Annotated in this window: 16 protein-coding genes; 5 read left to right on the plus strand and 11 right to left on the minus strand. The window is 64.0% G+C overall.

Annotated elements, in window-relative coordinates; translation table 11 throughout:
• Nucleotide 1: 1 nt before the first annotated feature.
• Nucleotides 2-568, minus strand: coding sequence for a GNAT family N-acetyltransferase (locus C8E00_RS13035; protein WP_133697960.1), 567 nt, complete (start codon nt 566-568; stop codon nt 2-4).
• 183 nt (nt 569-751) lie between these two features.
• Here C8E00_RS13035 and C8E00_RS13040 point away from each other — a divergent pair, with 183 nt between their 5' ends.
• Both C8E00_RS13040 and C8E00_RS13045 read left to right on the plus strand, forming a co-directional pair.
• Nucleotides 752-2,236, plus strand: a complete 1,485-nt coding sequence (locus C8E00_RS13040) for a RimK family protein (protein WP_133697961.1) — start codon at nt 752-754, stop codon at nt 2,234-2,236.
• A gap of 266 nt (nt 2,237-2,502) precedes the next feature.
• Entirely contained in the window at nt 2,503-2,868 is a 366-nt protein-coding gene (locus tag C8E00_RS13045) for an EF-hand domain-containing protein (protein WP_166638321.1), read from the plus strand.
• Between the two features lie 152 nt (nt 2,869-3,020).
• On the opposite strand, the gene C8E00_RS13050 is transcribed toward C8E00_RS13045, so the two are convergent.
• On the minus strand, nt 3,021-4,355 hold the full coding sequence (locus tag C8E00_RS13050) for an NCS2 family permease (RefSeq protein ID WP_133697963.1): 1,335 nt from the start codon (nt 4,353-4,355) through the stop codon (nt 3,021-3,023).
• A 163-nt stretch (nt 4,356-4,518) separates the two neighbouring features.
• Here C8E00_RS13050 and C8E00_RS13055 point away from each other — a divergent pair, with 163 nt between their 5' ends.
• Complete coding sequence (locus C8E00_RS13055; protein ID WP_133697964.1) at nt 4,519-5,349, plus strand: sulfurtransferase; 831 nt, start codon at nt 4,519-4,521, stop codon at nt 5,347-5,349.
• 147 nt (nt 5,350-5,496) lie between these two features.
• Nucleotides 5,497-6,318 carry an archaetidylserine decarboxylase gene (gene asd / locus C8E00_RS13060; protein WP_166638328.1) on the plus strand — a complete coding sequence of 274 codons (822 nt, stop codon included), beginning with the start codon at nt 5,497-5,499 and terminating at the stop codon, nt 6,316-6,318.
• Nucleotides 6,319-6,428: 110 nt separating this feature from the next.
• Here the strand turns inward: asd and epmA are convergent, their stop codons facing one another.
• Both epmA and efp read right to left on the minus strand, forming a co-directional pair.
• Entirely contained in the window at nt 6,429-7,424 is a 996-nt protein-coding gene (gene epmA, locus C8E00_RS13065) for an EF-P lysine aminoacylase EpmA (protein WP_243833194.1), read from the minus strand.
• A gap of 62 nt (nt 7,425-7,486) precedes the next feature.
• Nucleotides 7,487-8,053 carry an elongation factor P gene (gene efp, locus C8E00_RS13070; RefSeq protein ID WP_133697966.1) on the minus strand — a complete coding sequence of 189 codons (567 nt, stop codon included), beginning with the start codon at nt 8,051-8,053 and terminating at the stop codon, nt 7,487-7,489.
• Between the two features lie 110 nt (nt 8,054-8,163).
• On the opposite strand from efp, the gene epmB reads away from it, so the two are divergent.
• Complete coding sequence (gene epmB / locus C8E00_RS13075; RefSeq protein ID WP_133697967.1) at nt 8,164-9,234, plus strand: EF-P beta-lysylation protein EpmB; 1,071 nt, start codon at nt 8,164-8,166, stop codon at nt 9,232-9,234.
• A 13-nt stretch (nt 9,235-9,247) separates the two neighbouring features.
• Here the strand turns inward: epmB and C8E00_RS13080 are convergent, their stop codons facing one another.
• The 7 genes from C8E00_RS13080 to C8E00_RS13105 form a co-directional block, all read right to left on the minus strand.
• Nucleotides 9,248-9,838: a DUF4202 domain-containing protein gene (locus C8E00_RS13080; RefSeq protein WP_133697968.1), complete on the minus strand. Its 591-nt coding sequence runs from the start codon at nt 9,836-9,838 to the stop codon at nt 9,248-9,250.
• Between the two features lie 70 nt (nt 9,839-9,908).
• The gene (locus tag C8E00_RS13085; protein ID WP_133697969.1) at nt 9,909-10,370 is read right to left on the minus strand and encodes a DUF3465 domain-containing protein; all 462 of its coding nucleotides are present in this window, start codon (nt 10,368-10,370) and stop codon (nt 9,909-9,911) included.
• Nucleotides 10,371-10,377: 7 nt separating this feature from the next.
• Nucleotides 10,378-12,093: a 2-isopropylmalate synthase gene (gene leuA, locus C8E00_RS13090; protein ID WP_133697970.1), complete on the minus strand. Its 1,716-nt coding sequence runs from the start codon at nt 12,091-12,093 to the stop codon at nt 10,378-10,380.
• A 13-nt stretch (nt 12,094-12,106) separates the two neighbouring features.
• A complete protein-coding gene (locus C8E00_RS16640; protein ID WP_166638322.1) occupies nt 12,107-12,280 on the minus strand; it encodes a hypothetical protein in 174 nt (57 codons plus the stop codon).
• Between the two features lie 174 nt (nt 12,281-12,454).
• Nucleotides 12,455-12,805: a protealysin inhibitor emfourin gene (locus C8E00_RS13095; RefSeq protein ID WP_133697971.1), complete on the minus strand. Its 351-nt coding sequence runs from the start codon at nt 12,803-12,805 to the stop codon at nt 12,455-12,457.
• A complete protein-coding gene (locus tag C8E00_RS13100; RefSeq protein WP_133697972.1) occupies nt 12,802-13,845 on the minus strand; it encodes a M4 family metallopeptidase in 1,044 nt (347 codons plus the stop codon). The genes C8E00_RS13095 and C8E00_RS13100 overlap by 4 nt, the downstream gene beginning before the upstream one ends.
• A 101-nt stretch (nt 13,846-13,946) precedes the next feature.
• Complete coding sequence (locus tag C8E00_RS13105) at nt 13,947-15,659, minus strand: HD domain-containing phosphohydrolase (RefSeq protein ID WP_133697973.1); 1,713 nt, start codon at nt 15,657-15,659, stop codon at nt 13,947-13,949.
• Between the last annotated feature and the right edge of the window lie 104 nt (nt 15,660-15,763).

The raw sequence follows: 15,763 nt of genomic DNA on the forward strand, positions 1-15,763 counted from the left end.
TTCACTTCCTCGCTGGGCTTAGATCGGGCGCGATTCTAGCATGCTCCCGGCAGTCTCCGTCCTGGCGTTGCCCGTCTGCCGGCGTGTCCGGTGTCGTCGCATCTCGTCCGGTCGCAGGCAATGCCTTGTCCATCTGCCAGGCCGCGCAGCCATCGACGTAGTACTCTTCCAGCCAGCGCCGCGGCGAGAAGCCCATGCGCCGATACAAGCCCAGTGCCACGCGGTTATCCGCGCGCACCTCCAGTTGCATGCGGGTCAGGCCGCGCCGACTGACCTCGCGCTCGAGCGCTTCGAGGAGCGCACGCCCCACCCCGCCGCCGCGTGCCTCCTGGCTCACGCAGAAGGAATACAGGCGTGCGGTCTGGCTATTACGTCGGAACAAGAGTGTCGCGTACCCCACGGCACGCTCGTTGTCGGTGGACACGGCCACGAGCGTATGGGCATTGGCACGGGCGAGAAGGTAACCCAATTGGCGGCGTGTGAAGCGATCGCCGTCGAAGCACGTCGCCTCGAGTTGACACAGGACATCGAGGTCGGCAACGACGGCGGGCCGCAGCGAGCAAAGCATGCTGAAGTCTCCCTGTTTGCGCGGATTGTGAGTAGCGCCACGACGTCTGTCACGTGCCCTCGCCATGAAATTATTTCAAGATAAGGCTATTGTTTTGCGGGCAGGCCACTGCGCATTCTAGGCGGGTATTCGACAGGGCGAACGACGCCTATCGCCGTTCCTTTTCCCCTACGAGGAAGGTTCATGTCCCGCCTGCGCATCGTCGTCGACCGCCGCGACGACTGGTCCCCCTATTACCCCACCGACGACCTGATCAGTGCCGCCGACTTTCTGGCCCAGGCGTCGACGTCACCGGACAAGACGCGCGACGCGACGCATGTCATCAACCTGTGCCGCAGCCTCGATTACCTGGAAACCGGCTACTACGTCTCGCTGCTGGCCCAGGCCCGCGGCCAACGCGTCCTGCCATCGGTGGAGACGCTCAACCAGCTGTCGCGCAAGGCGCTGGTCGACCTGCAGCTCGAATCCCTCGAGCCGATGATGTGCGATCTTGAAAGACGCGGTGCGCTGACGGGCGAAACGCTGCACCTGACGTTGCTGTTTGGCGAATGCGAGCACGACGGGCTTGGCCGCTTGGCACGACGCCTCTTCGAGCGTCTGCCGTGTCCCTTGCTGGAAGCCAAGTTCCAGAAGCGTCATGGCACATGGCGGCTGACCCGGCTCAAGCCCCTGGCGCTCACGTCCTTGCAGGGCGGCGAGCAGGACCGCTTCGCGGCCGCCCTGAACCGTCACTCGCGCAAGGTCTGGCGCACGCCCAAGGCGCGGCGTCGCTACCGTTTCGACCTGGCGATTCTGATCGATCCGAAGGAGGCGCTGCCGCCCAGCAACAAGAGTGCGCTCAAGCAGTTCATCCGCGCCGGCCGACTGCAAGGCATCGACGTCAGCCTGATCACCCGCAAGGACGAAGGCCGTCTGGCCGAGTTCGATGCGCTATTCATCCGCGAGACCACCCGCCTCGACCATCACACCTATCGCATGGCCAAGCGCGCCGAGCATGAAGGCCTGGTGGTGATCGACGACCCGCAATCGATATTGCGCTGCACCAACAAGGTCTACCTGCATGCCTTGCTCGCGGCACGCGGCGTTCCCGCGCCCGAGGGACTATTGCTCAGCCGCGACGATCTGGCGAATCTGCCGTCCAAGATTGCCGAGCTCGAATTTCCCATGGTGCTCAAGATCCCCGACGGCGCCTTTTCGAAGGGCGTGGTCAAGATCAACTCGCTCGATGAACTCAGGCAGGAGGCCTCGCGTCTGTTCGCCGCGTCCGCCTTGCTGTTGCTGCAGGAGTGGCTGCCTACCGATTTCGACTGGCGGGTCGGCATTCTGGATGGCGAGGTGCTGTTTGCCAGCCGCTATTACATGGCACGCGGGCATTGGCAGATCTACGACCACTCCCGGCAAAAGGTCCGCAGTGGCGGCTTCACCACGCATCCGCCCTCGGAAGTGCCGCAGGCAGTGATCAAGGCCGCGCTGAAGGCGACCCGGCTGATCGGCGACGGCCTCTACGGCGTCGACCTCAAGCAGATCGGCGAGCGCGTCGTGGTCATCGAGGTCAACGACAATCCCAATCTGGATGCCGGGGTCGAGGACGCCCACCTGGGCGCCGCGCTCTATGCGCGGGTGATGGACGTCTTTCTGACACGAATGGCGCGTCAGCCACAGGCATGATGAATCGGCACAAAAGAAATACGTCCTTGCCTGACTATATACCAATACATTCTGCACTTAATTAATCTGAATCAAGAACTTTATATCCTTTAATTACCGACATTACCGACTAACGATACATGCGACTATTTCATCTTCTTATCGGATTTACCCTTTGACACAGCATCTCCTGTCTTCTAAAAATGGGGGTGTCGCTTTCGGAAGAAAGGACACCAAAAGCCGCAATTACTCAATGTCCCAAGGACTTGGAACTAAAGGAGTTTCTCATGCGCAAGGAAATCATCTTCGGTATCGCACTGGCCTTTGCATCCACCAGCGCTTTTGCAGCTTTCAGCGATCAGGATGCCAACGGAAACGGCCAGCTCAGCAAGGATGAGTTCTACGGCACCATGGCCGATCAAGGCACATTCTCGGACTGGGACCTCAACAGCGACGGCCTGATCGACGAAGACGAATTCAACGAACTCGGTTACGACTGGGATTACGCCACCTGGGATGCCAACGATGATGGCTACCTGGATTCAGGCGAATTCTACGACGGCGTCTACACCACTTATGACGCCGACGAAAATGGCCATTGGGACGACGGCGAATGGGATGACGCCGGCGATGCAGGCATCCTCGACGTCTAAACCACAAGCTTGAATGGCAAGAAATCTAAAGGCGGCTTTTACAGCCGCCTTTTTCGTTGCCTGAGTCTATTTTCTATCACACTTTGACTACGCCGCGTGCCTCGAGAATCACAACACGCAACCTTCCCGCTATCCGTTTAGATCGATCTTTTCTACCCTTCGAACAGCAGCAATAGCGAGAGCGCGAACAACACCCACATGGTGGGTTTGATTTCCTGGGTTTTGCCCACCGCCAGCTTGACGACCACGAAGGCCAGGAAACCGAACGCGATGCCATGCGTGATCGAATAGGTAAAGGGAATCAGCACCATGGCCACGAAGGCCGGGATGGCGTCGTCGAACTGGTGCCAATGAATCTTGCGGATGGGGTCCATCATGAACACGCCCACCAGGATCAAGGCCGGTGCCGTGGCGATCGCCGGCACCAGCGATAACAACGGCGACAGGAATAGGAACGGCAGGAACAGCACCGCCACCACCACCGCGACGAGCCCGGTACGACCGCCCTGGCTGATCCCCGCGGCGGATTCCACATAGGCGTTGGCCGGGCTGGTGCCCAGCGGCCCGGAGATGAGCGCGGCGCTGGCATCGACGATCATCGAGCGCCGAATGTTGCGCGGGTTGCCATCGGCATCCTTCAGGTTGCCCGCCTCGGAGACCCCCATGAAGGTGGAAAGCGCGTCGAAAAAAGTCGTGAACAGCAACACGAAGATGAACGGCCAATACGCCACTGACAGCGAGCCCCACAGATCGAGTGCCATCAGGCCGCTGAGATCCGGCATCGAAAAGACGCCGTTGAAGTTGACCAACGTCGGCGTCGCCAGCTCCTCGGGGAAATAGCGGCTGCCATCGCCCCACCAGCGGCCGATCGGCACGCTGGCCAAGGTGGTGAAGACGATGCCCAGAATCAGCGCGCCGGGAACGTTACGCACCACCAGCCAGGCGGTAACCGCGAAGCCGATCAGAAAGGTCACCAGCACCGGGTCGAGCGAAGCCATGCCCACCACCGTGACCGGATTGGGCACGATGAACTGTGCGTTGACCAGCCCGATGGTGGTGATGAAGAGGCCGATGCCGCAGGCGATGGCATAACGCAATTGCGCCGGAATCGCATCGATCACCAGCTGACGCGCATTGAAGGCCGCCAGCAACGCGAAGATCACCCCCGCCCAGAACACGCAGCCCAGCGCGGTCTGCCATTCCATGCCTGCCCCCAGCACCATGGTGTAGGCGAACAACGCGTTGATGCCCATGCCGGGCGCCACCAGGATCGGGTTCTTGGCGTAAAACCCCATCATCACACTACCGAAGAAACTGACCAGCACGGTCGCGGTCAAGGCACTGGAAAAGGGCACGCCGGCATCGCTGAGCACCGCCGGATTGACGACGATGATGTACATCGAAGCCAGAAAGGTCGCGATCCCCGCCAGGATCTCGGTGCGCGGGGTACTCCCCTGAGCCCGGATGCCGAAAAGTCGTTCGAACACGTCGCGTTCTCCACACAGGTTGGGTTGGGATGAGACCTCGCGCAGTATAGCCAATCTCGCCCCTCATGCTCATCCCCGGCCACGCATGGCTGCACAAGGCCGTGTGCTTGTGCCATGCTCTGGTCAGCATTCACGCGCCCAACGTTACCCGTGGGAGAAGACCATGAGTTCCGAAGACAATCTGTTGCCGCTGATCGTCGAGCCCGAGCAGCTCGCCGAGCATCTCGGCGCCCCCGAACTATTGATCGTCGATGTACCGCTCAAGGCCGACAGCTACACCGACGGCCACGTACCCGGCGCGGTGTTCCTCGATCATCGCCGCCTCCTCGTCGGCAGCGGCACGGTACCCAACGACATTCCCGACGAAGAGGCGCTTTCCGCGCTGTTTTCCGAACTCGGTCTGACCCGCGACACGCATGTCGTCGCCTATGACGATGAAGGCGGCGGCTGGGCCGGGCGCCTGCTGTGGACGCTGGAGCTGATCGGCCATACCCGGTATTCCTACCTCAACGGCGGCATCCATGCCTGGCGCGCCGACGGGCAACGCGTCGAACGCGAACCCAGCGCGCCCACGCCCAGCGATTACCAGGCGACGATCCATCATCCCCAGGCTCAGATCCGTCGTGAGGAACTCATCGAGCGTCTGGGTGAGCGTGAACTCGCGGTCTGGGATGCTCGCTCGCCGGACGAATATCGCGGCGAAAAAGGCAAGAACGCCCATATGGGACATATCCCCGGCGCCGTCAATTTCGAATGGACCGACGCCATGGACCCCGAACGCCACCTGCGCCTGCGCGATTACGCCGAACTCGTCGCCGAACTCGAGGCGAAAGGGCTGACCCCGGACATGGAGATCGTCACCCACTGCCAGAGCCACCACCGCAGCGGCTTCACCTGGCTGGTCGGCAAGGCCCTGGGCTTCGAGAAGATGCGCGCCTATCCAGGTTCCTGGCAGGAATGGGGCAACCGAGACGACACACCCATCGAGCGCTGAGCCCCGGTGACTGGACGAGGGAAGCGCGTTCGATCCTCCCGTCGCCGTCAATGAAGTATTGCGACGCCCCGCCGCTGCGACTAAGGTGGCGGGTTCTCTTCCGTTGCCGTGGATACGCCCGTGGATCGCGACGAACTCTTCGCCAGAATGCAGTACCCCCTTCCCCACCACCTGATCTCGCGTGGAGTGGGCAAGCTCGCCGAGAGCCGCACGCCATGGCTCAAGGACTGGGCGATTCGGCGATTCATTCGCACCTTCGATGTCGACATGAGCCAGGCGCTCGACAGCGACCCCGAGGCTTACGCCTGTTTCAACGACTTCTTCACCCGGGCGTTGCGCGCGGATGCCCGGCCCATCGGCGAGGGCGTGGTCTCGCCGGCCGACGGCAAACTCTCGCAGTTCGGCGCCATACGCCAGGACACCCTGGTCCAGGCCAAGGGGCATACCTACTCGCTGAACGCCCTGCTCGGCGGTGACGCCGCCCGCGCCGCGCCGTTCCGGGAGGGCAGCTTCGCCACCGTCTACCTGTCCCCGCGCGACTATCACCGCGTGCACATGCCCGTCACCGGCACCCTGCGCGAAATGGTCTACGTACCGGGGCGGCTGTTCTCGGTCAACAAGGCCACCGCCAGCCACGTGCCGGGGCTCTTCGCCCGCAACGAGCGCCTGGTCTGCCTGTTCGACACCGAACACGGTCCGTTGGCGATGGTGCTGGTCGGCGCGATGATCGTCGCCGCCATCGAAACGGTCTGGGCGGGTCAGGTCACCCCGCTCAGCGGACGTGTCCAGACGACGCGTTTCGACGAGCCCATCGTGATCGAGAAGGGTCAGGAAATGGGTCGCTTCAAGCTCGGCTCCACCGTGGTGATGTGCTTCGGCCACGACGTCGCATTTCGCGATGTCTGCACCGACGGCCTGGTGGTCAGCATGGGCCAGTCCCTCGCTTCCTGTGCGCCTCGACCAGGATAGAATCGCCAGGCAAGGCGAAGCGAGGGCCTTTTAGCCGGGGATGGAAAAGTAGCGCCGGGGAAGGGTTACAGCGCCCCGCTGGGGCTGGCTCCGCCAGGCTGGGCTCGGCGCTAGCAACGCGGCGTGGCAAACGCCATCACCTCCGCCACGCTTTCCTTGCCCAGCGCCAGTTGGATCAAGCGATCCATGCCCAGCGCCACCCCGCTGCCGGAAGGCATGCCGGCCGTGAGCGCCGCGAGCAGATGTCGGTCGATATCGACGTGGGGCTTGCCCAGCGCCTGACGCTGGCGGTTGTCGGCCTCGAAGCGAACGGCCTGCTCGGCGGCATCGGTGAGTTCGTCGTAGCCGTTGGCGAGCTCGAGCCCGGCGAGATAGATCTCGAAGCGCGCCGCGACCTCCATCCCATCCTCGGGATCGCGATGCTTGCGGGCCAGCGCGGCCTGCGAGGCGGGATAATCGATGACGACATCGACACCGCCTCGCCCCAGTTCCGGCTCGATCACCAGGCTCATCAGCAGGTCCAGACACCCATCGCGGTCGGCATCGCGCATGGATAGTTCCCCGATCGTTTCGGCACGCGCACGCAATGCCTCGAGCGGTGCCGTGAACGGATCGAGATCCAGCGCATCGCGGAACAGCTCGCGATAGCGACGACGACGCAAGGGGCCCGGGTCACCCGACAAGACATGACGGATCAGCGCATCGCCTTCGGCGATCAACTCATCCAGCGTGACGCCCGGCCGATACCACTCGAGCATGGTGAACTCGAGGTTATGGCGCCGCCCCGCCTCGCCGTCGCGAAAGCTGCGCGCCAGTTGAAAGATCGGGCCACTGCCCGCCGCCAGTAGCCGCTTCATGTGGAACTCCGGTGAGGTCTGCAGCCAGAGCCGTTCACGCCCACCCGGGGTCGTCGCCTCCAGCGACAGGCTCGCCAGGTGCGGGTCGGTGCTGCCGCCATGCCCCAACACCGGCGTTTCCACCTCCAGCACATCGCGCTCGGCGAAGAAAGCTCGCACCCGCGCCAAGAGCCGCGCCCGCTCGCGCAGCATCGCGATTTCGGCTGAGGGATGCCAGTCACCATCACCCATCCAAGCATCATCACTCATGAGGTTTCTCCATCAAAAACGCCGAGCGATGAGCTCGGCGTTTTCGACCTTCCATGCCCAACTCAGGCGCGGCTGACATATTCCCCTTTGCGGGTGTCGACCTTGAGCACTTCGCCTTCGTTGATGAACAACGGCACACGCACCACCGCGCCGGAGGACAGCGTGGCCGGCTTGGAGCCACCCTGTGCCGTGTCGCCCTTGAGGCCGGGGTCGGTCTCGACCACTTCCAGCTCGATGAAGTTGGGCGGCGAGACGGCAATCGCGTTGTCGTTCCACAATGTCACGGTGTAGACGACCTGTTCCTTGAGCCACTTCTCGACATCGCCGATGGCCTTCTTGTCGACCGCATACTGTTCGAAGGAGCCGTCGGTGCGCATGAAGTGCCACATGTCACCGTCGCTGTAGAGGTACTCCATGTCCAGCTCCAGCACATCCGCACCTTCCAGCGACTCGCCGGACTTGAAGGTCCGGTCCCAGACGCGTCCGGTGATCAAGTTACGTAGTTTGACGCGGCTGAATGCCTGGCCCTTGCCTGGCTTGACGAACTCGTTTTCGAGGATGCTGCACGGATCCCCGTCAAGCATGACTTTCAGACCGCCCTTGAATTCATTGGTAGAATACGTCGCCATGATGCCTCGCTAGTTGCATGCGTCGTAGCGTGCGCTACGCAGATTGCTCGATGCGCCTCGTCATGGGATGACACCACCGCCATCACGAGGCCCATAGGAAATAGCCGCCCATGATAACCCGAACATCCATCGCTTTGCAGAGCGAGAATGCCGAGCACGACGATGGCGCCTCCAAAGGTGCCACGTTGACCCCGCGTCAGCGCTCCCAGGACTGGCAAGCTCAACTGAGCGACGCGGTGCGCGACCCGTACGCGCTGTGTCGGCACCTGGGGCTCGATCCGGCCTGGCTGCCGGGCGCCGAGGAGGGCCATGCCCTGTTTCCGGTACGCGTGCCGCACGCCTATCTATCGCGCATTCGCCATGGCGATCCGGACGACCCCTTGCTGCGCCAGGTGCTGCCCCTCGAACGGGAAAGCGACAGCGTCGCCGGTTTTGTCAGCGATCCACTCGAGGAAGCCGAGCACCGTCCCCGGCCGGGGCTGATCCACAAGTATCGCAACCGGGTGCTGTTGATCGCCAGTCCGGCGTGCGCCATCAACTGCCGCTACTGCTTTCGCCGCCACTTTCCCTACGCCGAGAACTCGCCCTCGCGCGGGCAGTGGGAGACCACGCTCGACTATCTGCGTCAGGATACCTCGATCAACGAGGCCATCTTCTCCGGCGGCGACCCCCTGGCCTCGCCCGACCGTCGCCTGGCCTGGCTGGCCGAACGCCTGGCGGACATACCGCACCTCAAACGCTTGCGCCTGCACACGCGCCTGCCGGTGGTGATTCCCGACCGCGTCGATGGCGCCCTGCTCGACTGGCTGGCCGCCACCCGCCTGCAGACGGTGATGGTGGTACACATCAACCATCCCAACGAGATCGATACGCATGTCGCCGAGGCGATGGCGCGCTTGCGCGGCGCCGGCGTCACCCTGCTCAATCAGAGCGTGCTGCTGCGCGGCATCAACGATGACGTCGAGACGCTCGCCCGGCTCTCAGAGCGGCTTTTCGAGGTCGGCATCCTGCCGTATTACCTGCACGTGCTCGACCCCGTCGAGGGTGCCGCGCATTTCGACGTCCCCGATGCCGAGGCGGTCACGCTGGTCGAGACCCTGCGCACCCGGCTCGCCGGCTTTTTGATGCCGCGCCTGGTGCGCGAGATTCCCGGGGAGGCCAGCAAGACGCCACTGGCCTAGGTTCTCGATGGCCTCACGCCGACAGGGCGCGCGCCACGAGCTCGCGTTCCCGCTCGGGCAGCGTCAGCGCTGATGCCAGCTCGTGTCCGCGCGGCGACATCTTGCGCCAGGTCTTGGCGACGATGCGCACCAGCTTGTCGTCGTCGTGCTCGTGGGCGAAATCGCTGAAATAATGGGCCATGAAGACCAGACAGGCGGTATCCTCGAGCGCCTGGGTGTCCGCATCGCGCTTGAGGTTCTCCTTGCGGATCAAGGCGCCCACATGCTGTACCGCCGCCTCGTCGTATCCCGCCTCGCGCACGATCGTCTCGGCCAACGCCGCCTGGCGCCGCCCCAGATCCCGCCGCCAGGCCAGGTAGCCGGGACGATCCTGCGGGTAGTCGCCGCGCGGCACTTCCCAGCGCCGCAGATGCTGGGCGCGTACCGCCAGTTGCAGCGGTTCCGACGCATGCGGGGCGACACGCGCCAGCCACTCGCTCATGCGCTGGGCGTACAGAAGCTCGGCGGCCACCTCGCCGCTATCGGTCACTTCGCGTCGCGGGTCCTCGGCATGCGCGGCGTCCAGGGCCTCGAGAGCGTGCTGGAAGCGGGAATGCTCGGGCATGTTCGTCTCCTTGCGGTTCATGCATCGCTCCAGCCTACGCCACTGCCGGGCAGGCAGGAAATCGCGACGTTCAGTGATAGCGCCGTCCCTGGTACTCGAGCCACCCGCCGGGATGGTCGCCGCCAGGGTCGTGATGCGTCCAGTGCACGACGCCGCCCTCGGGGTTCCATTCATATTCACCGAAAAAGCCCACCTTGTCCCCGGCTTGCAATCCCTCGAGCCTGGGCGCCAGGTCGATGTTGTGGGCGATGAGCACGGTCTGGCCGCTCGACAGGCGCAGGATGAAGCGCTGATGGCGACTGCCATCGTCGTCGTCCGGCAACAGGCGAATCACCTCGCCGCGTGCCTCGACCTGCAGCCCGCTGCGATGCTCCCGGTAGGCCTCGCGCAGCGTCACGACGCCCGAGCGCGCCCCCTCGCCGGCCGAGGGGGCCGCCCCCGAGGGCGCCAGAACCGCCAGCGCCCCGGCCAGCACGAGTACCGCCACCGCGAACGTCAGGCCGAGGAGGAGCGCGCGGCGACGCATGCCCATGCCGGCCTCAGGACTCGCCGAGCGTCTCGGCGGTGACGTTGGGCGCCGGCGCCTGCTGAGTACGCCAGTGGCGATTCAGCGCGCCGAGTACCGCCTTCATGGAGGCGCTGGTGATGCTCTCGTCGACACCGACCCCGAACACCGGCGTCTGCTCGACGCGCACCTCGACATAGGCCACCGCCTCGGCATCGGCGCCCTGGCCGCGCGAGTGCTCGTGATAGTCGATGATCTCGACGTCCAGTCCATGTGCCGCCAGCGCCTTGATGAAGGCGGCCAGCGGACCGTTGCCCTCGCCGGTGACATGGCGGCGCTCGCCCTGCTCGTCGATCTGGGCGTCGAGGCGTACGCGCGGGCTATCGTCGTCCGAACTCAGGCGATGATTGATCAGCGCATAGGGGTCGCGGCTGGTGAGATATTCGTCCTCGAAGGTGCGATAGATCATCTGGGAGGTGATCTCGCGCCCGGTACGCTCGGCCACCGTCTGCACCACCTGGCTGAACTCGATGGACAGACGACGCGGCAACTCGATGCCGTGCTCCTGCTCCAGCAGGTAGGACACCCCGCCCTTGCCCGACTGGCTGTTGACGCGGATCACCGCCTCGTAGGAACGCCCCACGTCGAGCGGGTCGATAGGCAGATACGGCACGCTCCAAAGGCTGTCGGGATTGTCGCGGCGCTCGGCCATGCCCTTCTTGATGGCATCCTGATGCGAGCCCGAGAACGCCGTGAACACCAGGTCACCGACATACGGGTGGCGAGGATGCACCGGCAACTGGTTGCAGTGCTCCACCTCGCGCATCAGCGGCGTGATGTTGGAAAAGTCGAGCTGCGGATGCACGCCCTGGGTATACATGTTCATCGCCAGGGTGACGATATCCACGTTGCCGGTACGTTCGCCGTTGCCGAACAGCGTGCCTTCCACACGGTCGGCGCCGGCCATCAACGCCAGCTCCGCCGCCGCCACGCCGGTGCCGCGGTCGTTGTGGGGATGGACGCTCACCACCAGGCTATCGCGCCGCGCCACATGACGGCAGAACCACTCGATCTGGTCGGCATAATGATTGGGCGTGGCAATTTCCACCGTCGCCGGCAGGTTGACGATCATCGGCTTGGCCGGTGTCGGTGCATAGACCTCGCTGACGGCATCGACGATATCCACGGCGAAATCCAGCTCGGTCGACGTGAAGAGTTCCGGCGAGTACTGAAAGGTCCAGTCGGTCTTCGGGCGTGCCGCCATCATGTCCTTGATCTGTGTCGTGGCGTCGGTGGCGATCTTGATGCATTCGGCCTTGTCGACGCCGAACACCACGCGCCGAAACACCGGATCGGTGGCGTTGTAGACATGCACGATGGCGCGCTTGACGCCTTCCAGCGCTTCGAAGGTGCGCTCGATGAGATGCGGCCGCGCCTGGGTCAGCACCTGGATGGTCACGTCGTCGGGGATCGCATCGTCCTCGATCAGCTCGCGCACGTAATCGAAGTCGATCTGCGAGGCCGAGGGAAAACCGACCTCGATCTGCTTGAAGCCGGTCTTGACCAGCAGGTCGAAAAACCGCCGCTTGCGTTCGAGGTCCATGGGGTCGATCAGCGCCTGGTTGCCGTCGCGCATGTCCACGCTGCACCACACGGGCGGATGCGTTATCCGCTGCGCCGGCCATTGACGGTCGGGCAGGTCGACGGCCTCGAAGGGGCGATATTTGGTGGAAGGGTCCTGGAGCATCATGGCGTTGCCTCCTTCAGCGATAGGCGTTGTGGAAATCGCCCCGCCCGAACACGACGACGCCCCGCGGCTCGAAGGCGTCGCGGGGCGCGGTGAGGCGGTGAATCGACGCGCGGACGGCATCGCCGGACATGGGCGAACGCACGGAAAAGGCGCGGTAAACATTCGGGGCGGTGGCGGTGTTCGACATGGCGGATTTTTCTTCGTTGGACCGGGGTCACTGTACCGGAAGGGTGACGATGCGCGGGGCATCCCGTCGGCTCATAGGCCGATGGTAAGTCGTAGGTCCAGACGTGGTAGTCGCATGTCGAAAGTCATCATGTGGTTAACTAAACAGCTGCATGCACGGCGTGTCAACCCGACCTTACGTTGCCGGGTCGTCCTCGTCGAGCGCGCTCTCGCCATCGCGCCACAGGCGTACCAGCCAGGCCGGCGCACATGGCTCGTCCAGCCGACGCTGCCAGCAGGCCTCGCCGGTGCGTCGCGAGCTCAGCGTCAACCGAAAGCAGCGACGATCGGCCCCGGTGGTCGACGCCTCGGGAACATTCGCCAGCCTGCTAAGCCACTCGCCGAGCCGGGCGCACTTGTCATCCGAGAGCCGCTCGCACTCGATCTCGCGCGGGGCGGCCAGTCCCGGCAGATAGGCAAAGCCGCCCTCGCGACTGATCGCCAGGCGCATGTCGTGCGACAGCAACGGCACGTCGACGCGGCTCATGAGACGACGCCCACCTCGCGCCAGGCGTCATCCACCGCACGCGCCTCGCGACTTCCCTCTCCATGCTGGCGCCGGGCATGTGCCACGGTGAGTGCCGCGAAAGCCGCGAAATCCGATTCCCGGCTCAGGGCGTCATCGCGCATCGCCGCATACCACACGGGCGCGACGCTCTCCCACGCCGGCGCCTCCAGGGCTACCGCCGCCAGGTAAAAGGCCCGGTTGGGTATGCCGGAGTTGATGTGAACGCCGCCGTTGTCGGCCTGCGTATCGACGAAATCGCGCATGTGGCCCGGTTGCGGATCGCGTCCCAGCACGGGGTCATCGTATGCCGTCCCCGGCGCTGCCATGGAGCGTAGTGCACGGCCTTGCACCCGGTCGGTCAACAGCGCCGCGCCGATGAGCCAATCGGCCGCTTGGGGCGATTCGTCGGCATGGTACTGCTTGACCAGCACCCCGAACACATCGGCCAGCGACTCGTTGAGCGCCCCGGCCTGATCGGCATAGACCAGGCCGACATCGCGCTCGATCACACCGTGAGTCAATTCGTGCGCGACGACTTCCGGCGCCGCCGTGAACCGCCGAAACAGATCGCCATCACCGTCGCCGAAGACCATCTGCGAGCCGTTCCAGAATGCATTGTCGTAATCACGAGCGTAATGCACGGTGCCGATCAACGGCATGCCCTTGGCATCGATGGAGTCGCGCCCGAAGACCTCCCAGTAGAACCGGTAGGTCGCACCCAGCCATTCATAAGCTTCGTCCACCGCTGGATCGCCACTCGCTGGCTGGCCTTCGTCGCGCACCAGGCGCCCCGGCAGCGTCTGCTCATTCTCGGCACTGTGAATCCGGCGGTCGGGTCGCCCGGCGACGGCTCGCGCAGCATCCCGCTGCGGTGCCGACGCGCCACGCTGGCGAAACCAGTGATCGGCCTCGAGCGTCTGCTGGGCACAACGGCGTAGACGTACCGAGCCCTGCGCCGCGACGCGCTCGAGTACGTGAGGCGGCATGAAGCCGCAGGGTGTCGCCACTGTTCTTCCCATGAACCACTCTCCCTGGTCGACTGAGCGTCTTCATCAGCAGTGTGGCTCATATGGCGCCGTCAAGCGCAACGAAACGCCACGCGAGCCAGACCGAATGCTCGCTAAACCGGCGTCAACCGATAGCGCGCGGAATTGACGGTGTCCTTCAATGCCCCCAACTGGTCGAGGTCGGGACCGCTCAGCGGCTGGTCGAGACGCCGCTTGGGACTATGGGTATTAAGCACCACATGCACCGCGTCGGGATTGCCGCGCGCGTCATGATGCTTGACCCATGCCAGGGCGCCGTTGGCGTACAACGCCAGAGAACCGATCGGCGCCACGCCGAAGCGGCGAATATAGCGCTGCACCCAAGTGTTGTCGAAGGCGTCGGCATGCGTGAACAGGTGGCGATAGACATCGCGCTGCGTCCAGGCGGCACGTCCCGGGCGCGGCCGGGTCATGACATCAGCGACATCGACCACCGCCATCATGCGCGCCAGAGTCGGCAGCGACTCGCTCTCGAGCCCAGCAGGATAGCCACTACCGTCGAGACGCTCGTTGGCCATGCCGATCACTTGGGCCGCGACATCCTCATCCAGCCAGCGACACTCGCCGAGACGCTCGCGTATCAATCCGACATGACGATGTAACTGAGTCTGCTCGGCATCGCTCAATGTCTCGTCGCGTAGCAAGCTGTCCGGAAGCAGCCCCTTGCCGAGATCATGAACCAGCGCACAGGCGACCACGGCCTTGAGGCGCTCCGAGGGCAGGCCCCGGGATTGCCCTAAGTCCAGCATGCGCACGGCCACCGCCAGACTGTGCTGAATCAGGCGCGACTCGTCCCGCAGACACGCCACGGCATACAGCAGGGCCTGTCGGTCCTGCTGCCACAACGTCAATAGCGTATCGGTACTGCGTGACAACTGTGTCGAGGCCACCGCCTCGCCACTCTTCAACTGCACCAGTTGCGCATTCAGATAGTCGGCGACCTTCTGCAACCTGACCGCCACGGCACCTCCCGGCTGCGGCTGCGTTTGCCGTTGGCGAGCGGCTTTCTGCTGGGTCTCGCGGGGCGATTGAAACAGTGACGAGGGCTCCAGGGGACGTCCGTCATGCATGGCGCTGCGCGCGCTCTCACGCTCGATCTCTTTCACGCAATACCACACCAGGCGTTCCATGGCCGGCGATAGGTCGGCGAACTCACAACCGGCCTGAGCCTGCGTCCACCCTTCATCGGTGCGCACATGGCGAACGCATGCCGGCAACTCGAAATGGCGCTGATTGGGAAACGCCAGACGAATGCTATCGATCACCTGCTCAGGCTTGAGCGCCGCCGCCGCGGCCAGTGGCAATTCCACCAGGCAGCCGCCCATGGACAGATTGCCGAGCCGTCCCTCGAACGGCGTATCCTCACCCGCCACTCGCAGTGTGACGGCTACCTCCATGCCCGCACGCAAAGAAGCACGAAAGCTGCTGCGCCGATGCAGCAGCGATGCCGCTTGCGGATAATCGCAGACGACTTGCAAGCGCGCGTCGGATTCACGCCACTCTTGCACGTCAAGCGTCTGGGTGGTGATCACTGCGCCGTCGGCCTGTCCCATCAGGTGAAACGGTTCGCCTCGCCGCAAGCGCGGCACGATCTCACGCACGGCCGACACATCCACGCTCAACGCGACGTCCTGTTCGACGTCCATGACCACCACCGGCCACGGCGCGCCATCGCCCGTCTCGAAACACAGGCTTGCACCACCCGGTCGCATTAACGCCTCGATGAGCCCCAGCAGCTCACCTGGATGTGTGACATCTTGGGAAGATACGGAGTCGGATGATGGCATCTGAGTCTCTGTACTGACGAAACGAAAACGAGCACTCCGCTGCGAGGGTGCTCGTGTAAGGGCATGTCATCCATTATCGACGATATCATGCAAGACTTGAATAG

Origin of the sequence: Chromohalobacter marismortui (genome assembly GCF_004364315.1) — a bacterium.
Classification (GTDB): Bacteria; Pseudomonadota; Gammaproteobacteria; order Pseudomonadales; family Halomonadaceae; genus Chromohalobacter; species Chromohalobacter marismortui.